Annotated in this window: 18 protein-coding genes and 1 pseudogene; 9 read left to right on the top strand and 10 right to left on the bottom strand. The window is 66.4% G+C overall.

The annotated features are described in order from the left end of the window. Positions 1 to 32: 32 nt before the first annotated feature. The 5 genes from MLGJGCBP_RS47150 to MLGJGCBP_RS47130 all read right to left on the bottom strand — a co-directional run bounded on the left by MLGJGCBP_RS47150 (position 33) and on the right by MLGJGCBP_RS47130 (position 2,288). Positions 33 to 440, bottom strand: coding sequence for a hypothetical protein (locus MLGJGCBP_RS47150; RefSeq protein WP_160094560.1), 408 nt, complete (start codon positions 438 to 440; stop codon positions 33 to 35). 25 nt (positions 441 to 465) lie between these two features. Next, complete coding sequence (locus MLGJGCBP_RS47145; protein ID WP_160094561.1) at positions 466 to 768, bottom strand: MmpS family transport accessory protein; 303 nt, start codon at positions 766 to 768, stop codon at positions 466 to 468. A 74-nt stretch (positions 769 to 842) separates the two neighbouring features. Then, positions 843 to 1,376: an MmpS family transport accessory protein gene (locus tag MLGJGCBP_RS47140; RefSeq protein ID WP_160094562.1), complete on the bottom strand. Its 534-nt coding sequence runs from the start codon at positions 1,374 to 1,376 to the stop codon at positions 843 to 845. Positions 1,377 to 1,566: 190 nt separating this feature from the next. Continuing rightward, positions 1,567 to 1,776: a hypothetical protein gene (locus MLGJGCBP_RS47135; protein WP_160094563.1), complete on the bottom strand. Its 210-nt coding sequence runs from the start codon at positions 1,774 to 1,776 to the stop codon at positions 1,567 to 1,569. Positions 1,777 to 1,943: 167 nt separating this feature from the next. After that, positions 1,944 to 2,288: a hypothetical protein gene (locus MLGJGCBP_RS47130; protein WP_160094564.1), complete on the bottom strand. Its 345-nt coding sequence runs from the start codon at positions 2,286 to 2,288 to the stop codon at positions 1,944 to 1,946. Positions 2,289 to 2,864: 576 nt separating this feature from the next. On the opposite strand from MLGJGCBP_RS47130, the gene MLGJGCBP_RS47125 reads away from it, so the two are divergent. The 7 genes and pseudogenes from MLGJGCBP_RS47125 to MLGJGCBP_RS52790 all read left to right on the top strand — a co-directional run bounded on the left by MLGJGCBP_RS47125 (position 2,865) and on the right by MLGJGCBP_RS52790 (position 7,426). Beyond that, a complete protein-coding gene (locus tag MLGJGCBP_RS47125) occupies positions 2,865 to 3,287 on the top strand; it encodes a hypothetical protein (protein ID WP_160094565.1) in 423 nt (140 codons plus the stop codon). A gap of 480 nt (positions 3,288 to 3,767) precedes the next feature. Continuing rightward, positions 3,768 to 4,523 carry a hypothetical protein gene (locus tag MLGJGCBP_RS47120; RefSeq protein ID WP_160094566.1) on the top strand — a complete coding sequence of 252 codons (756 nt, stop codon included), beginning with the start codon at positions 3,768 to 3,770 and terminating at the stop codon, positions 4,521 to 4,523. 199 nt (positions 4,524 to 4,722) lie between these two features. Further along, positions 4,723 to 4,980 carry a hypothetical protein gene (locus MLGJGCBP_RS47115; RefSeq protein ID WP_160094567.1) on the top strand — a complete coding sequence of 86 codons (258 nt, stop codon included), beginning with the start codon at positions 4,723 to 4,725 and terminating at the stop codon, positions 4,978 to 4,980. A gap of 325 nt (positions 4,981 to 5,305) precedes the next feature. Then, on the top strand, positions 5,306 to 5,524 hold the full coding sequence (locus MLGJGCBP_RS47110; protein WP_236580956.1) for a DUF2510 domain-containing protein: 219 nt from the start codon (positions 5,306 to 5,308) through the stop codon (positions 5,522 to 5,524). Positions 5,525 to 5,815: 291 nt separating this feature from the next. After that, the gene (locus MLGJGCBP_RS47105) at positions 5,816 to 6,007 is read left to right on the top strand and encodes a hypothetical protein (protein ID WP_160094569.1); all 192 of its coding nucleotides are present in this window, start codon (positions 5,816 to 5,818) and stop codon (positions 6,005 to 6,007) included. 506 nt (positions 6,008 to 6,513) lie between these two features. Continuing rightward, the gene (locus tag MLGJGCBP_RS47100) at positions 6,514 to 6,903 is read left to right on the top strand and encodes a hypothetical protein (protein ID WP_160094570.1); all 390 of its coding nucleotides are present in this window, start codon (positions 6,514 to 6,516) and stop codon (positions 6,901 to 6,903) included. Positions 6,904 to 7,182: 279 nt separating this feature from the next. Further along, positions 7,183 to 7,426 (top strand): annotated as a pseudogene (locus MLGJGCBP_RS52790) (hypothetical protein). A 502-nt stretch (positions 7,427 to 7,928) separates the two neighbouring features. Here the strand turns inward: MLGJGCBP_RS52790 and MLGJGCBP_RS47095 are convergent. Next, positions 7,929 to 8,795, bottom strand: coding sequence for a zeta toxin family protein (locus MLGJGCBP_RS47095; RefSeq protein WP_160094571.1), 867 nt, complete (start codon positions 8,793 to 8,795; stop codon positions 7,929 to 7,931). Beyond that, positions 8,792 to 9,262: a winged helix-turn-helix domain-containing protein gene (locus tag MLGJGCBP_RS52785; RefSeq protein ID WP_236580957.1), complete on the bottom strand. Its 471-nt coding sequence runs from the start codon at positions 9,260 to 9,262 to the stop codon at positions 8,792 to 8,794. Before MLGJGCBP_RS52785 ends, MLGJGCBP_RS47095 begins: the two co-directional genes overlap by 4 nt. 562 nt (positions 9,263 to 9,824) lie before the next feature. Between MLGJGCBP_RS52785 and MLGJGCBP_RS47085 the strand changes: the two genes are divergently transcribed. Then, positions 9,825 to 10,970 carry a citrate synthase 2 gene (locus MLGJGCBP_RS47085; RefSeq protein ID WP_160103985.1) on the top strand — a complete coding sequence of 382 codons (1,146 nt, stop codon included), beginning with the start codon at positions 9,825 to 9,827 and terminating at the stop codon, positions 10,968 to 10,970. Positions 10,971 to 11,259: 289 nt separating this feature from the next. Here the strand turns inward: MLGJGCBP_RS47085 and MLGJGCBP_RS47080 are convergent, their stop codons facing one another. From MLGJGCBP_RS47080 to MLGJGCBP_RS47070, 3 genes are all read right to left on the bottom strand, one after another. Continuing rightward, positions 11,260 to 11,442 carry a hypothetical protein gene (locus MLGJGCBP_RS47080; protein ID WP_160103983.1) on the bottom strand — a complete coding sequence of 61 codons (183 nt, stop codon included), beginning with the start codon at positions 11,440 to 11,442 and terminating at the stop codon, positions 11,260 to 11,262. A 91-nt stretch (positions 11,443 to 11,533) separates the two neighbouring features. Further along, positions 11,534 to 12,421 (bottom strand): alpha/beta fold hydrolase, encoded by an 888-nt coding sequence (locus tag MLGJGCBP_RS47075; protein WP_160104041.1) that lies wholly within the window; start codon positions 12,419 to 12,421, stop codon positions 11,534 to 11,536. 265 nt (positions 12,422 to 12,686) lie between these two features. After that, positions 12,687 to 13,082 (bottom strand): hypothetical protein, encoded by a 396-nt coding sequence (locus MLGJGCBP_RS47070; RefSeq protein ID WP_160097346.1) that lies wholly within the window; start codon positions 13,080 to 13,082, stop codon positions 12,687 to 12,689. A 225-nt stretch (positions 13,083 to 13,307) separates the two neighbouring features. Here MLGJGCBP_RS47070 and MLGJGCBP_RS47065 point away from each other — a divergent pair, with 225 nt between their 5' ends. Next, positions 13,308 to 14,642 carry a patatin-like phospholipase family protein gene (locus MLGJGCBP_RS47065; RefSeq protein WP_160097344.1) on the top strand — a complete coding sequence of 445 codons (1,335 nt, stop codon included), beginning with the start codon at positions 13,308 to 13,310 and terminating at the stop codon, positions 14,640 to 14,642. The last annotated feature ends 571 nt before the right edge of the window (positions 14,643 to 15,213 follow it).

Raw genomic sequence — 15,213 nt, 5'->3', positions numbered from 1 at the left:
CGCCATGGTCGGGTTCTTGGGCGGCTCGAGTATCACCGGAATGCGTCGATGATCGCGTGGATGATCCAGATCGGCAGCCACGCCCCACAGGTAATCAGGGTCAGGATGAAGTGCAGCAGATGCGGGCACCGCGAGCCACCGTTGTTGTTCACCGTCACCGCTTGGGCGACGTTCACCGGCGGCGGTTGCTGCCAGTACTGCTGCGGTTGCGGGAACTGCTGCTGCTGGTGGTGGTAGGCGGCCCACGCCTGCTCGGGGGACATCCCGGCCCACGCGTTCGCCTGCCCGTTCTGATCCCATGCCTGCGCCGGGGGCTGATACGGCGGCGGATATCCGGTGCCGGGCGCACCGTACTGCGGGCCCTGCGGATAGGGCTGCTGCGGCACAGGCTTACCCCAGTCGGGGTGATCCTCGTTGAACGGCTCGGGGGTGATCGTCATTGTGGTCCTGTTCTTCGTGTTTGCGTCAGGCGTTGCAGTTCACAACGGCGTACTGGCCGACGGGCGTCTGTTCGTCCATGACCCGGCCGTCGACGATGATGCGGCAGGTCACCGACTGCCCCTCGGTCTGCGCACCGAGGCCCATCATCGGGTACGTGGCGGCATTGACCACCGACAGCGACCAGGGTGCCGATGCGGGATACTCCTGCCGCAGCGACGACCAGGCAGACGACGACAACCCCCACCGGCCACCGCCAGGAGTGGTCCGGCGATGGGCTCTCACCGCCGTGCGGTGACCGCTCCGGCTGCTGATCCGGACCCTGCTCACTCATGGGGCACCCCTTTCAAGGAGCGAGACGCGGGAGGGCCCGAAGTGTGTCGGACCCTCCCGCCTGAGGTGGCTCAGAATCCGGCGTAGCTGCAGTTCACGACCGCGTACTGCCCGGTCGAGGTCTTCTCGTCCTTGATGTCGCCATCGACGACGACCCGGCACGTCACCGATGTTCCGGTGGTCTGCGCGGTCACGCCGGCCATCGAGAACGTGGCAGTGTTACTCAAGGCCTTCGACCAGGGCGCGGCCACATTCGACTGCTGCTGCAAAGCGTTCAGCTCATCGAACCAGGTCACATTGTTCAGCTCACCCGAGTCACTGATGACCTCGTAAGTGATCTGCGTGCCGTCGCCGGAGGGTGCGGCCGCGACCAGCGGCGGAAGACTGGCGGGTGCGTCGTGTCCCGCGGGTTCCCCGGTCAGAGCCTCGGTGGGCGACTTCCCATCCTCTCCGCCGCCGGCGACCGCGACGACCACGAACACGGCGATAATAGCCAGAACGATCCAGGGCCACTTCCGCTTCTTCTTCGCCGGCTGCAGGGGCGGCGGCGGGTAGTACGGCTGGCCGGGCTGCTGCGGCTGTCCAGGCTGCGGGGGGTACGTCATGTCGTTTGTCCTTCTCAGTCTTTGTCACAGATTGTGTGAACTTGGTTGCGAAGGAGCGCGTTCACGCGCTCCTCTGATCTCGTTGCAAGAACGTCGGTCCCGGCCACCGACCCGCGTTGCGATCACCTCTGCGGGTCCGGCCGGACTTGCGGAAGCGGCGGTTCGGGCGAGCCAGGGCCCTATGCAACGGCTACTGCGGGTAGCTGTCGCCGATGCTGATCGTGTTCCAGGTGTCGCGGTCGACGTCCACTCGCTCGACGGCGCCGTCCAGGTTGAGCGCATCGAGGACGTTCTTCGACTTCTTGCCCCCGAAGGCCCGGGTCATCTTGACCTCGCGGCCGTCGACGGTGTTTCGGCCGCCAGAATTGATGTTCCTGGCGACCACCTCAGGGGCCTGCACGGTCGTGGTCTCAACGGCTGGGTCCGCCGAGGGATCGTCGAACAGCCTCTGAGGGAAAGACATCCGGCAGCAGCGAGGCCGCGGCTGCGTATCTCAATGGGTGTCTCACTTGATCCCGGTGAGGTGCTGCGGGCAGTAGGCCGTCGCCGCTGCGAACATCAGGCTCGTTACTGCCCGGCGCTCACGACGGCTTCTAATACCGCTCTGCCTGCGGTCTCGCGCTGGGAGAGCACCTCACCGCTGTTGTAGTCGGTGAGCGTCGTGGTGCACGTCCCGGTGGTCGGCGATGTCGTGACCGACAACGTCGCGTCGTCAAACCCCGCACCGGTGCCGTATTGCCTGGAGAAGGTGGCCATGCCACCGGCGGCCTTCGTCGTGGGATTTCGGCCTACGAGGACGCCACCCCCGTCAGGCGAGTTCCCGCCATACGACACCTTGACGCTGGCAACGCCATCGTCGCCGCAGTCCACCTGCACAACCACACTGGCGTCCGAGCCACTCACTGTGGGCACCGCCGACCCCTCAGTGTCGGACTCTGCGTTTGTCGAGCAGCCGGAGACAATCGCGCCACAGATCGCAGCTGACGCCAGAAGCCGGACAAGGTATGCAGCACGATCACTCATCAAATTGCTCCTGGTTCAGGCGAAGTGGACGTGCGACCTTAGCAACCTCGAATACCGACAGCCGCACGTCAGTCAGGTGAATGACAGATCGGCTGTTCATCCCGCACTACCCGCTTCCCGTCGCCGCTAGAGGACAAAGTCCCCGTTCTGATGTTCTTGTCGGTCGAATGATCTATTGACTCGGATATCCTGATGCACAACACATTGCGCGGATAGCGCGCTGCACGCGGGAGATCGTTCCGAATTGTGTAATCGTCCGATTCGTCTGGTATTAGTTTCAACTATCGCACTTCATCAACGGCGCACGACCTGGGCTTGCGCGCCTTCATGGCGCAAGGCTGGTGACTCCCACCCTCGAAACAGGCAGTGCAACTAACCCTGTCCCTGATGTGGGTGGTTGGTTCCCCGGCCGGGGAGCACGTCCACTCCCATCAGGGGTACCACACTGAACAGGAAGGGCGCCCCATGCGTCTGACACGTCTCGCAACGGCGGTGGCTACCACCACTGTCGCTGCCGCCGCCATCGCCACCGCCGGCGCTGGTACGGCTCAGGCCACCACCTACTACGGGGACAAGGTTCGCTCGTCGATCTACTACTCCGGCACCAACTGCATGAACTACGTCATCTGGAAGGAAGACGGCTCCAAGTTCGACGGCTACACCTGCCGGGGCGTCGTCGAGGTCGACCAGATCGTGAACAAGGGCGACTGGCTCGGCATCGAGCCCACACCGGCTGCCGGTTTGTACGTTTCCTGCCACACCTTCAACCTGCGCACCTACGAAACGATCGTCTCCAAGGGTGAGTACTGGGACGAGGACTACGCAGGTTCAGGCTCGCTCGGGTCGCTGTTCGGGCCTCCTCCGCCGATGTGCATGTTCCAGGCCTGACCCAAACCCTTTCCCGGACACCCACAACCGGTAAGACCGTACGGTCCGCGAGACCCCGGACACGGCCCCGGATCTGAGGGTCGTGTCCGGGGTCGCGACCCTCAGGGTTCGGACGGTGCCGGCATGGCACCACAGCGTGACTTGACCTCGACGTTCGCGTCATCACCAGCGCGAGTGGGCGGGGGATCGCCCAGGCGTGGAAGCCGATCGACGGCACGCAAGGCTCCGCAGCTGAACAAGCACTGGCAGCGCTGGAAGGTCACCGAGGAAGACCGGGCCCAATGTGGACACCCGTCCCGGCCATGGTCGAGCACCCCCGTCTCGACCGGTACGCCTGCTGAGTCGGAGCTGCGGGAGCCCCTTGCACTCCACAGGGCGGTGCACATCGAAGAGCCTTCCGTCACTGCAGTAACTGCCGTGGGACACCCCGACGCTGAAGGACAGGACGCAGTAGGCGTCCACTACCGAGAGAGATACCCAGTGAACGACACGCCTTTCCCTCCCCAGGACCCGAACCAGCCAAAACCGGGCCAACTCGGGCAGCCCAGCCCCGGCCAGGTCCCCAAGCCGTCCAACCAGCCGTGGGCCACCGGCGACAAGAAGAAGCGCTGGCCCTGGGTGGTGGGCGGCTCTTTCGCCGCCGCGATCCTCTTCCTCGGCATCGCCGCCAACCAGCACGAGAACACCCCGACGGCGTCCGAGACCGCGCTGGCCTCGCGCACCAGTGCCGCCGCCGCGACCCTGTCAGCTCAGCAGGCCGAGGCGAAGCGGCTCGAGCAGGAGGAGATCAAGCGGCAGCACGAGGAGGAGCGGGTCCGCCGCGCCGCCGAGGCCGAGGCGGAACGCCAGCGGCAGGCGGAGGTCCTGGCCGCGAAGATGGACCGGGGCACCTACGAGCAGATCGGCGACCGTGACTTCGCCCTGTTGGCGAAGGACCCGGACGCCCACAAGGGCCGCAAGCTGGTGATCTACGGGGTGGTCACCCAATTCGACTCCGCGACAGGGAAGACGACGTTCCGCGCCGAGACCGGCGCCAACCCGGGCGACTACTACGACTACGACGTGAACTCCATGGTCGGTGTGCTGTCCACCACGGCCGCGAATGTGGTCGAGGACGACATTGTCACCCTGTACGTCGAGGTCGTCGGCTCCTATTCCTACGACACTCAAATCGGCGGCAACACCACCGTGCCGAAGTTCTTCGCGAACATCGTCGACGTCACCGGGAGCAAGTAGTAACGCGCCGGAACACCCCCTGCTGCTGGCAGTGAGTGCTCCGGCCCTGGCCGAGTGCAGCTCGGAATCCGAGCCCCGGGAGGAGACGGTCACCACGCAGATAACCACTACCCCATCGAGGTACGGCCGACGATGGCGACGCCGGGTCAGACCTGGCCCGGCCGCACCTGGTGCACCACTGAATGAAAGGAATTTGCCCGTGGTGACATTCGACGAGACCGACCTCGGCGTCGAGGTAGCGGAGCGAACCAACATCTGCGCGATCGTTGCACTGTTCTGCGCCCTCATTGGATTGTTCCTCCCAGCACTGGTATTCGGAGCGATCGGTTACGTCGAGACCAGCGGGCGCGAACATGAAACCGGCTCCGGCCTGGCCGTTGCCGCACTGATCCTCGGGGCCATCGAACTGGTCGCCGCCGTGCTGACTGCCGTCATAGTGCTCGTGTCCATGCGTTGAACCGGGCAGTTCAATACCGGTGGTCGTCGGCAGCCGACACCCACCCGCCGAGGCAGTCGCATTCCGTCACGGTCATCGATTCGCGCTGGACGTGCCGCGCGATGTCAGCCACCGCTCCGTGAGACCCCGAATCACCCAAGGCCGACCCCGTTGCTCTCGCACATCGGGTGTGCACAGACGACGCCGTCGCGTGCGACGGTGGTCCGGTATCGCCGCGCCTCGGGCGACGCCGCAGTTGTCGTTCGCGTGAATGAACTTCGGTCCGCCTCTGTCGTGTCGAGTTCCGTCACCGGCTCCGGGGCCCATACTCACGGCTGTGGGAGCAATGAGTCCGTGGCACTGGCTGATCGTGTGTGCCGCGTTGGCCGTGATGCTGGCGATCATCATCGGCGTCATCCTGCTGATCGTGCGGGTGGCCAAGCCTGGTAGCACGGCGGCGCCCGCTCGTCCGGTGCCGCCGGGGTGGTATCCCGACATCGCTGATGCACGGTTGATCCGTTGGCACGACGGTCACCACTGGACCGAGCACGTGCAGAGCCGATAGCCCGCAACGGAGCGTCCTGCCGCGGACAGGTCCGGTACGGGCGAGGTGACCGCCTGAAACGCGAGGCAACCGCATCCGGACGACGCACGAGATGCCGTCGCCGTCGGAAGGAACCCATGAAACGGCATCTGGCGGTCTGGGCGTTCGCCGGCGCCCTGATGTTGACCCGATGTGGAAGCAGCGACCAGCCAAGCCAGACGGCGACGGCGACGGCCTCCACCCTGACGTACCGCCGGCAACGACCACCGCGGTCCCGGCGTCCACCACACCCGACGCATCGCCCCCGCCGCCGTGCCCGTCACCACCGACGCACCCGTCGAACCGGTGAACGAGCAGCCGTACATCGTCGAATGCCTCGAAGGCACACCCGGACCCGCGCGATTCAGCGACGGCACCCTCGCCTTCTCACAGTGGTGCTTCAACCAGCTCGGCGGCGATGAATACCTCCGCCAGGAACGCGAAGCCAATACCTTCGAAATTTGACGGCGTGATCTGCCGCACCCCCTACCACCGGCGGCAGCTACCCCGCCCCCGATGCCGTCACCCGGGCACCCGTGGGCACCACCTCCGATCGCGGATACTCCTGCGACGACAGCGGCTGGTACCGGCCCGACGGAACCCCGGTCATCGGCGCCGACCGATGCGGCACCCGATACGGTGCGGCACCACCTCAGGGGAGATACAAACCCGCAACGGCCGCGAAGCCGGCTACATCACCGACCCGAAACTCTGCGGCGGCGTCGGGTACTGACAGCCCGCGCGCCCGATGAGAATAGCGGGTCGCCCGGTGCGAGGAAGGCCGCCACGCCGAAAGCATCGAAACAACAGCACCTTCAACCTATGTGCGGTACCTGCAGATACGTTTGTTTGGCCTATACCGCCGCTCCGGATTGAGTGGTCTGATCCGGGGTGACGAGTCTCGATCGCCGACTCAGCCGCACCACCGCGTCTCGGACGGTCTCGAAGAACTTCACATCCAGGGGGACGCCGTGACCACTGTTCAACCGCCGTCGGCGATTCGCAAGCAAGGGGCCTGGGGGCTGTGGTGGCTGACCGTCATCACCTTCGGCATCGACTACCTCGTCTGGTACGACCGCATCGGCGGAGAACTCGCCGCCACCGCCGGCGTCAACCGGGAAGCCTGGACCCGCTGGTGGTCACAGCTGATCCCCATCTACGGACTCATCGGACTCTCCCGCACCGCCAAACGCCTCAACCAGGCCCACACCCAAGTCGGATCCACCACGCAGGTGTCCCCGGTCGTCACCTGGCTGTGGGCGCCGATCTGGTTCGGCTCCCACACCCGATACCTGCAACGCCGAATCAACATCCTCGTCGACATCTACTCAAGCCACCACGCTCAACACGCAGCCGCATAACCACCGACGAGACCCCCTGGACCGGGGTGCGCCGGGACCGAGGTGCGTCGGGCCCTGTCGTTAATGCGTCCCGTCGGCGGGACAGCGCCGGGGCCCGCCGACGGCGAGATCCAGGACCGAGCCCCGCGCCGACGCGAGGATCCAAGCGAGACCGCCCGTGCGACGCCCACCCCGTTATTGGGTCGTCGCACGGGCGGCGGCAACTCGCGCCGCCCGAACGCGCACCCCCTATCCTGCTCAGAAAGCATCGTTGAGGGTGAGGTGGAATTAGGGTGTAGGGTGCCCCGACACTACGGCCAGGGTCCCGCACCAACCGTCGGGACCAGAGTGCTCGTGGTCCGGAAGCAGGACATCGCCGGCACCGCCGTCGGGGAAGTCGTCGCCGACTACGCCACCCTCACCAATGACGGGGGCACCGGCCACGACTGGGCGCCCGCACACCGGTGGGCAATCGCCCTCGACGACGGCCGACTAAATCTTCGCCGATACCGAAGACCTCACCGTCGACCCAAGCAGTCGCTGACCACATCTCGACGCCGGGACCCAACAAGCACGAAATCCTACGATCCCGCGCGAAGAATGACCGCCCGTGACCGGCACACCGCGGATGGTCTGAGCGCGCACCGGTCCCGCGACCCCAGCGTTGGCCGGTGCAGGAACCCCGCCGTCCCCCTCGAAAGTGGGGTGGGGTTTCGCCGGCCGCGCCCGTGGGCAGGTCGCGGCACGGGGCCCCATCAGCAGCGCGTCACATGTTCCGCCGGTGGGTTTGGGCACACCGGTCATCGACTCGCTTAGAGGCCTGCCCCACCAACCCCCGGTGGCCGTCGCGCGGGTCGGCCTCGGTGAACAGGATGCCATCGCTCGGAAGTCCATTTGCCACCGACGCTCCGCTGATTCCGGCCCGTGGACTCCCGCCCTTCGACACGAGGCGGTCACGTGGCGCATCGCACACTTACAGGATGCGCAGAAAGGTCACGATCACACGGCGCCCAGGTGCATCCCCGGCCGTACGGCGTGAGCAGTGGTTACGTGCCGTCGACCAACTTGCCCTCGACGCGCGTGGAGACCAGTGGCTCGGCGCCGAGTCTCCGGTCGATGTGGATGAGGGTGACCCGGGTGATCTCGGCTGCGAGCGAACTGTCGAAGGTAGCGCGGGCGTTCGTTGCACACCGACTCACCGGACCCTCCCGGTAGAGCCCGTCGATCGCCGCGGGCGGGGAGAACCTGCCACCCATTTCATCCTGCCCGGCGATCACGGCGAGCCTGCCTGCCCACCACCGCAGCACCGCCTGTTCGTGAGCGACCGACGCCGGCACCTCGACGTCGACGATGCGAACATCGGTGTAGTCGTGCTCACCGAGCTGGGCCAGGAGGATGTCCCCGAGCGGAGGCCATTGCAAGGTGCCTTCGATGACGACGTTCTCGCGACGTTGCAGGCACACTTCGCGGATGTCGTCGATGACGTCGGTGGATTCGGCGTGCACCAGGGCCGCGAGCTCCCGAGGGGCGATCGGATGCGAATCGGCGAGCACCGTCGACAACAGGCCGGCGTAGTGCCCGTCGGCGATGGCCCGGCGCAGGAGTTCGTCTTTGACGATGTCCGCGTCGAGATATCGGTAGCTGCCGTCGACCAGGTGGCGCTCACGCAGCGCCGTGGACTTGCCGGCGCCCGGGGGACCCGCAGAGATGATAGCGGCGCATTGACCGTCGCGATCGGGCTCCGCGAGCGCGAGATACCACTCGATGACCTCCGCCAGCGTGCGGTCTCGACGCCGATCCCCCTCATACAGGTCGAGGGTGCTCAGGCCGCTGTTCACGTGCAACGGCTGCCCGCGCCCGCCGAGATGCACCAATTGCCGAGAAACAGCGTCGCGCAGCCGGTCTCGACTCACTCGTGCCCTCGGGCCGCGGCGCGGTGCGCCTTGCGCGCTGCCCGTGTGCTGTCGAACAGCACGTCCCACTCGTCGTCACTGAGCAACCCCCGCCGGTACGCGCGCCGGACCTCGTCCCAGCTGCCCTTGACGTAGGCGTCCACCGGCTGGTCGCCGTCGACGGGCACCTCACCGAAGGTGTACGGCCAGTGTGCCAGCGTGTCCATCATCTCGTCATCGGTGATCACACCGGCCGAGCGTTCGTCGATCACCTCTCGCGGGGTTTTCTCGAGTTCCTCGGGCTGCGCCAGGACGCGTTGTGCGAGCCGCTGGACTTGCGTTGCCGAGATGTCGAGATAGTCGGCGATCTGCCGCAGCGTGTACCCCTCGCTCTTCGCCTTGCCGATCAGCCGCAGACGGTTCCGGTGCACGAGGTGTTCCTGGGCAGAGTTTGCGGCAAGAGCACTTTTGGTGTCGGTGACGGTCATGCCCACTCCCTCCACGGTGTTGTTCCAAATTGTAACACCAATATGGATAACCTGGTCTGCTCATGTTCTGAGCGACCAACCAGCCACCGAATCCGAGCCGCACAGGCTCGTCGACGAGGGCCCTATACGTCGGCGGCGGTCGGATCGCGCCGAGGAACCGTCACCAGGCGCACAGCGACCATCCAACCTGCCCCAACTGACCATAACCACCCGGTAACGGCCTTGTCCCACTCCCCTGCGCGGTGGCTGCACACTACGTCTACTGGGCGAACGGTAGTGCCGTTGATGTCCGCCCTGCGAGCAGTATGCGAAGAAGAGTTGAAATGGGTAGGAGTAGCCCCTTTAGTAGCTCTTGGACGACCGGAATGGATGTCCACTGAGTGGACGAGGGCTCGTGCGGAGGATCGACGGACAGACGCTGTGGTCTTGTGCCGAGACGTCGCGGCAGAGAAGGCCGTGGTCTCTGTAGCGGCGGACGTTGCAGGGGCCTCGTTTCTCGCCAATCCCGGACCGTGATCTCCCCACCGAATTCTCTCGTCACCAGGAATTTTCGAGGACATAGATGACTACTGCACCGATCACCGACCGCATCTGTGTGCCGGACGATTTCGTCTCCGGACTGGAAGGCGTGGTCGCGTTCACCAGCGACATCGCCGAACCCGACAAGGACGGCGGCGCCCTGCGCTACCGCGGCGTCGACATCGAGGAACTCGTCTCCAAGCACGTCACCTTCGGCAACGTGTGGGCCCTGCTCGTCGACGGCCGTTTCGGCCCCGGACTGCCCCCGGCGGAACCGTTCCCCCTCCCCGTGCACACCGGCGACGTCCGCGTCGACGTCCAGGCCGGCCTCGCCATGCTCGCCCCCATCTGGGGATACCAGCCCCTCCTCGACATCGACGACGACACCGCCCGCGAACAACTCGCCCGCGCCTCCGTCATGGCCCTGTCCTACGTCGCCCAATCCGCCCGCGGCATCTACCAGCCCGCCGTCCCGCAGAGGCGGATCGACGAGGCCACCACCGTCACCGAACGGTTCATGGTCCGCTGGAAGGGCGACCCCGACCCGGCCCACGTCGAAGCCATCGACGCCTACTGGGTCTCCGCCGCCGAACACGGCATGAACGCCTCCACCTTCACCGCCCGCGTCATCGCCTCCACCGGCGCCGACGTCGCCGCCTCCCTGTCCGGGGCCATCGGCGCCATGTCCGGCCCGCTGCACGGCGGCGCCCCCGCCCGCGTGCTGCCGATGATCGAGGACACCGAGAAGTCCGGCGACGCCCGCGCCCTGGTCAAGGGCATCCTCGACCGCAAGGAAAAGCTGATGGGCTTCGGGCACCGCGTCTACCGCGCCGAAGACCCCCGCGCCCGGGTGCTGCGCGCCACCGCCAAGCGCCTGAACGCACCCCGTTACGAGGCGGCCGCCGCCCTCGAGCAGGCCGCGCTCGCGGAACTGCGCGAACGCCGCCCCGACCGGGCCATCGAGACGAACGTCGAATTCTGGGCCGCGGTCATCCTCGACTTCGCCGAGGTCCCGGCGCACATGATGCCCGCGATGTTCACGTGTGGCCGCACCGCAGGCTGGTGCGCTCACATCCTCGAGCAGAAGCGTCTCGGCAAACTCGTCCGCCCCGCCGCCATCTACACCGGACCCGCACCCCGCACCCCCGAATCCGTCGAGGGCTGGGACCACATCCCCCACACCAGCTGACCACTCGACATCCTCACTCGCGAAAAACCAGCACGAGCAGGTGTACGCCGACGTCCGGTTCCGCCATAGCACGCCAGTCGAAAAACAGTTGGTCAGCGGACAAGATCTTGTATTCGATTGTCCCACTGAGAATCTAAATTCGCGGGCGGACCGGCATCGCGGGTCAGGAAGCGGGCGATGACGAATCGGCGCCGCACCACAGCAATGTTCCGGCCGTGCACGGTGGCGTACCGGTTGAGGCGGTCGGTGATACTCGCCCGCACCGCCTGCGGGGACCGCGACACCGGGCTCACCGGTCGGCCGTCCTCGCCGACCGGGCCGTCCGGCCGGATCCGATCGTGCTGGTGTCATCCATGGCCTGGTGGGTGGGCACGGATGCGTCGGCGCCGGTGTGACTGCCGCTGGCGGTGGGCTGCCCGAGGGCGGCGAGCGACTGCATCAGCGCATCCCGCGCCTGCGGTGACTCGGCCACCGCCTTCAGCAGGGCGGCAACGTCCAGTTGTACGGCATCCGGCGCGGCCGCAGTAGCGGTGGTGATTGAACTCGGGATCTCGAGTTCATACTCAGGTTTCTCGCAGGAACGCCCGTAGTCGGTCGAGCACCAGCTCGGGTCGTTGATCGACAATCCAGTGACCGGCGTCGTCGACCGTCTCGAGATGAAAACCCGGTGCGCGCTCGGCATATCCGCGCAGCAGCGTGGGAGTGATCACCGTGTCACCCATTCCGTGGAGGAACCGCATCGGAATATCGACGGAAATCTTCGCGAATTCGCCGGCACGGATCAGTTCTCGTGTCAGGAATGTGCGATACCAACGCAAGCCTGCGACCGCATGACCGGGCTCACGCAAACGCCGCACATAGAGCCTGAAGTCGACGTCGTCGAGGTAAAACCCGGCGCCGACCCAACGGCCCGTCATCCTGACAAAGCGGCCCTTCGGGTCACCGAGAAGGCGCGGCCCGATCACCGGAAGGGAAATCGGGATCTGATACCAGAACCGCCACAGATGGCGAACCACCGTCAGATCGAACTCGAGCCAGGGGCCGACGGTGTTCAGTCCGAAAAATCCGGTCACCTTCTTCGGGTGTCGCAGCATCAGATGCGCCGCGATCGGACCACCCCAGTCATGGGCGACCACGGGAACCGCAGCGACGGAAAGCCGGTCGAGCACGACCGCGAGATCATCTGCCATGTCCGTCTTGTAGTAACGATCATCGGGAGCCGAGCTCCAACCGGCACCGCGCAGATCCGGGCACAGCACCCGGTAGCCATCGGCCGCCAGAGGACCGATCAGCTCATGCCATGCCCACCAGTTCTGAGGGAAACCGTGGACAAGCATGACCGCCGGACCGTCGGCCGGTCCGGCGTCGGCGACGTGAATCGTGACACCGCCGCCCACGTCGACGAACCGGTGCTCCACGCCGGCGAGCACCGGCAGTGAGGGTGAGTTCATGGTTACTCGCTCTCTGCTTACACGACGCTGCCGCACCGCGAACACCCAGTAGGCTGCGGTCCGGTTCTGTCCTCCCACTTACCTGTCCGTCCGGGACACTCCTGTCGAATCGGTCGCCACAGACACATACGCTGCCACGTCGGCAGAACCTGCGGAGCACAAAAGCCGCGATGGGGATCGTCATTCGGCGGACAAGCTGAGCGCCGCCGCCCGAGGCGCATCGTGGATTACGGCGTATGCCCCGTCCGGTGAAGAAGTCCCGGAATCAGTCGTCGACCACACCGTGCACACCGCTGTCTTCGGTGACCACGCCACCCCACTCCAATGGACGACGCACTCGCCGCCACCGCCACCGTCGCCGCGCACTCCACACCGCACCAACCCCGGACTCCCACCGGCGAGGCGGCCTCTCGCACCGAGCCCACAACAAAATCGCACGTTGTACAGCCTTGTCGTGACGAGCGACCCGGTTCCCACCGCGGACACACACTCCCCGGCGCGGCCCACAGACCACGTCCAGCCCCGCAGCGATCCCCTCCGAGCCGGTGACGTCCCGATGCACCGCAGGCGGATCGTCGTCGCGGTACCGCTCGGTGACCTCACCGACGTCCCGGCCCATCCAGTTCAGCTCCCTCAGCTTGTCGCCGTCCCCGGTGCTCACTCCGGTAGTGGTGTCACGCCCAGGGTGCGCACCTGTCGGGGCGCGCAACCTCGACCGTGCGGCAGGGTTTAAACCTCACCCCAGCGGTCATCCCTGACTCGGACGGACCAGGTCGACACTGCAGGGACAGCCCAGAGCCCCACCCCGTCCGGTGCCGCGACCCTCGCGCGGCACCGCCCGCAAGCACAGACCGCACACGAAGCAGCACGACGAAGGGGATCGACGATGGAACCGCACGCACCGCCCAGCCCCGATCCAGGGCAACACCCCGATTCGTCCCGGGTCGCCGTGGTCGTTGCCGGCGCCGGAGCGCGCGGCGCCTACGAGGCAGGCGTTCTGTCCGTGGTCGTGCCCTTCCTGCGCGCTGCCGGCGTCACACCGGATCTGTTCATCGGAACCAGCGCCGGAGCGATCAACGCGACGCTGTTCGCCGCGGGCGCCCATCTCCCAGCCGACGAGCAGGCCGACGCCGCACTCGCGGCCTGGCGGAGCGTGGAGATCGACGACGTGTTCCGGCCGTTGATGTTCAGCGGACCCGGCACGATCGCGCGCTGGGCCGGTCAGCTCTGCGGAATACCGAGGGTTCGGCTGACGAGTCTGGTCGACACCGCGCCACTGGCCCGGACCGCCCACCGATTGGTCGATTGGCCACAGCTCGCAGCGAACCTGAACGACGGTCGGACGTCGCTGGCGGTGGTGACCACCTCGGCCGCCAGCAACCGGACGGTGGTCTTCGTCGACAGGAACGGTGCCGGTCCGCTCCCGCCGCCGGACGCCAACCGCGCGATCGACTACCGCGGTGTGCGGGTCACCGCCGAGCACGTCCGGGCCTCCGCCGCGATTCCGGCGCTGTTCCCCGCGGTCGAGGTATCGATCCCCAACGATGGGCGAGGCTGGTACGCGGACGGCGGGATCCGGCTCAACGCCCCACTCAAACCGGCGCTGTCCCTGGGCGCGCACCAGTTGGTCGTCGTCGCCACCCACCCGGCGGTCTACCCGCAAGCGCCGAACGCCGGCGAGGAGCCGGCACCACCGGATGTCGACGACATGGTCGTGCGGGTGCTCGATGCCGCGCTGGTCGATCGGATGGTCGAGGACCTGCGGACGCTCGGCAAGATCAACGAACTCGTCGCCGACGGACGCCGAACCGTCACCGGCAGGCAGCACCACTACGTCGATGTGCCCTACCTGTTCTTCGGCCCCGAGACGCGCGAATGCCTCGGCGCCCTCGCCGCCAAGGCATTCGACGACCGGAACCGCTGGCCCGCCGGCGCATGGAACATGCTTCGCAATCCGGACCTGCTGCTCCTGGGACGACTACTCGGTGGCGACGGTGCTCGCCGCGGAGACCTCCTCAGCTACCTGCTCTTCGACCGCGGTTTCATCGACGCCGCGATCCGCATGGGACAACGGGACGCACGCCTGCTCCTGGCAGACGCAGACCAACCACCCTGGCTCACCGGAGCACCGAAGCACGTCCCGCCCGAGCGGATCTCCGTGCACGCCGCGAAACAGGCGCTCGGCGCAGGAATCGGCGCCGAGACCACCCACACCGCCTGATCGGAATTCACACCTCCACGGGCGAGGGTCCCATCCGCCTCACGGATAAGGCGATAACCGGTGCTCGTGGGCGTGAATCGCCGAACCGAGATCCGTGTGGAGTGGCCCGTCCGGCCCTCCGGATAGTCGAACGGCGGGGCAAGGACACGGCACAGCGCCTTATCGCCGTCGATTGCCTCGACCTTGACCGTGCGGCCCTTCACCCGGGGATCGTTGTCAGCCCACACTTGACCGACCCGCAAGGATGTACTCGAAGAATGCGTTGTTCCAGAATCTGTTGGTGTAGTCGACATTTCACCAGACTCGGCCGCATCCGCCGCAGCATTCAGAATTACCGCCAACCGGCGTGCACACGCCGGCGTGAGCTGACCCAACGCGCCCTCCTGCGCATAAATGCCGACATACTCGGGAACCACCACCGACCGATGCCCCACGATCCACATCCGGGCGTAGGCCTCGCAATGAAGGGTCAGGCCACCCAGCACACGGCGGAGGGAGTCCGAAAAATTGTGCGATGGCATGGATCACATTCCCTGGATTTCCACGCTGCGGCTCACCAAAATCACTACTG

The sequence above is a fragment of the Rhodococcus sp. T7 genome (assembly GCF_009872365.1).
In the GTDB taxonomy this organism is placed as follows: domain Bacteria; phylum Actinomycetota; class Actinomycetes; order Mycobacteriales; family Mycobacteriaceae; genus Rhodococcus_F.
Note: the sequence above shows the minus strand (reverse complement) of the source record. Positions and strands in the feature narration are given on the sequence as shown.

Bases quoted from the DNA above. Each gene is read 5' to 3' on its own strand.
- MLGJGCBP_RS47150 (WP_160094560.1), bottom strand. From the start codon at position 440: ATGACGATCACCCCCGAGCCGTTCAACGAGGATCACCCCGACTGGGGT.
- MLGJGCBP_RS47140 (WP_160094562.1), bottom strand. From the start codon at position 1,376: ATGACGTACCCCCCGCAGCCTGGACAGCCGCAGCAGCCCGGCCAGCCG.
- MLGJGCBP_RS47125 (WP_160094565.1), top strand. From the start codon at position 2,865: ATGCGTCTGACACGTCTCGCAACGGCGGTGGCTACCACCACTGTCGCT.
- MLGJGCBP_RS47110 (WP_236580956.1), top strand. From the start codon at position 5,306: ATGAGTCCGTGGCACTGGCTGATCGTGTGTGCCGCGTTGGCCGTGATG.
- MLGJGCBP_RS52785 (WP_236580957.1), bottom strand. From the start codon at position 9,262: ATGACCGTCACCGACACCAAAAGTGCTCTTGCCGCAAACTCTGCCCAG.
- MLGJGCBP_RS47085 (WP_160103985.1), top strand. From the start codon at position 9,825: ATGACTACTGCACCGATCACCGACCGCATCTGTGTGCCGGACGATTTC.
- MLGJGCBP_RS47075 (WP_160104041.1), bottom strand. From the start codon at position 12,421: ATGAACTCACCCTCACTGCCGGTGCTCGCCGGCGTGGAGCACCGGTTC.
- MLGJGCBP_RS47065 (WP_160097344.1), top strand. From the start codon at position 13,308: ATGGAACCGCACGCACCGCCCAGCCCCGATCCAGGGCAACACCCCGAT.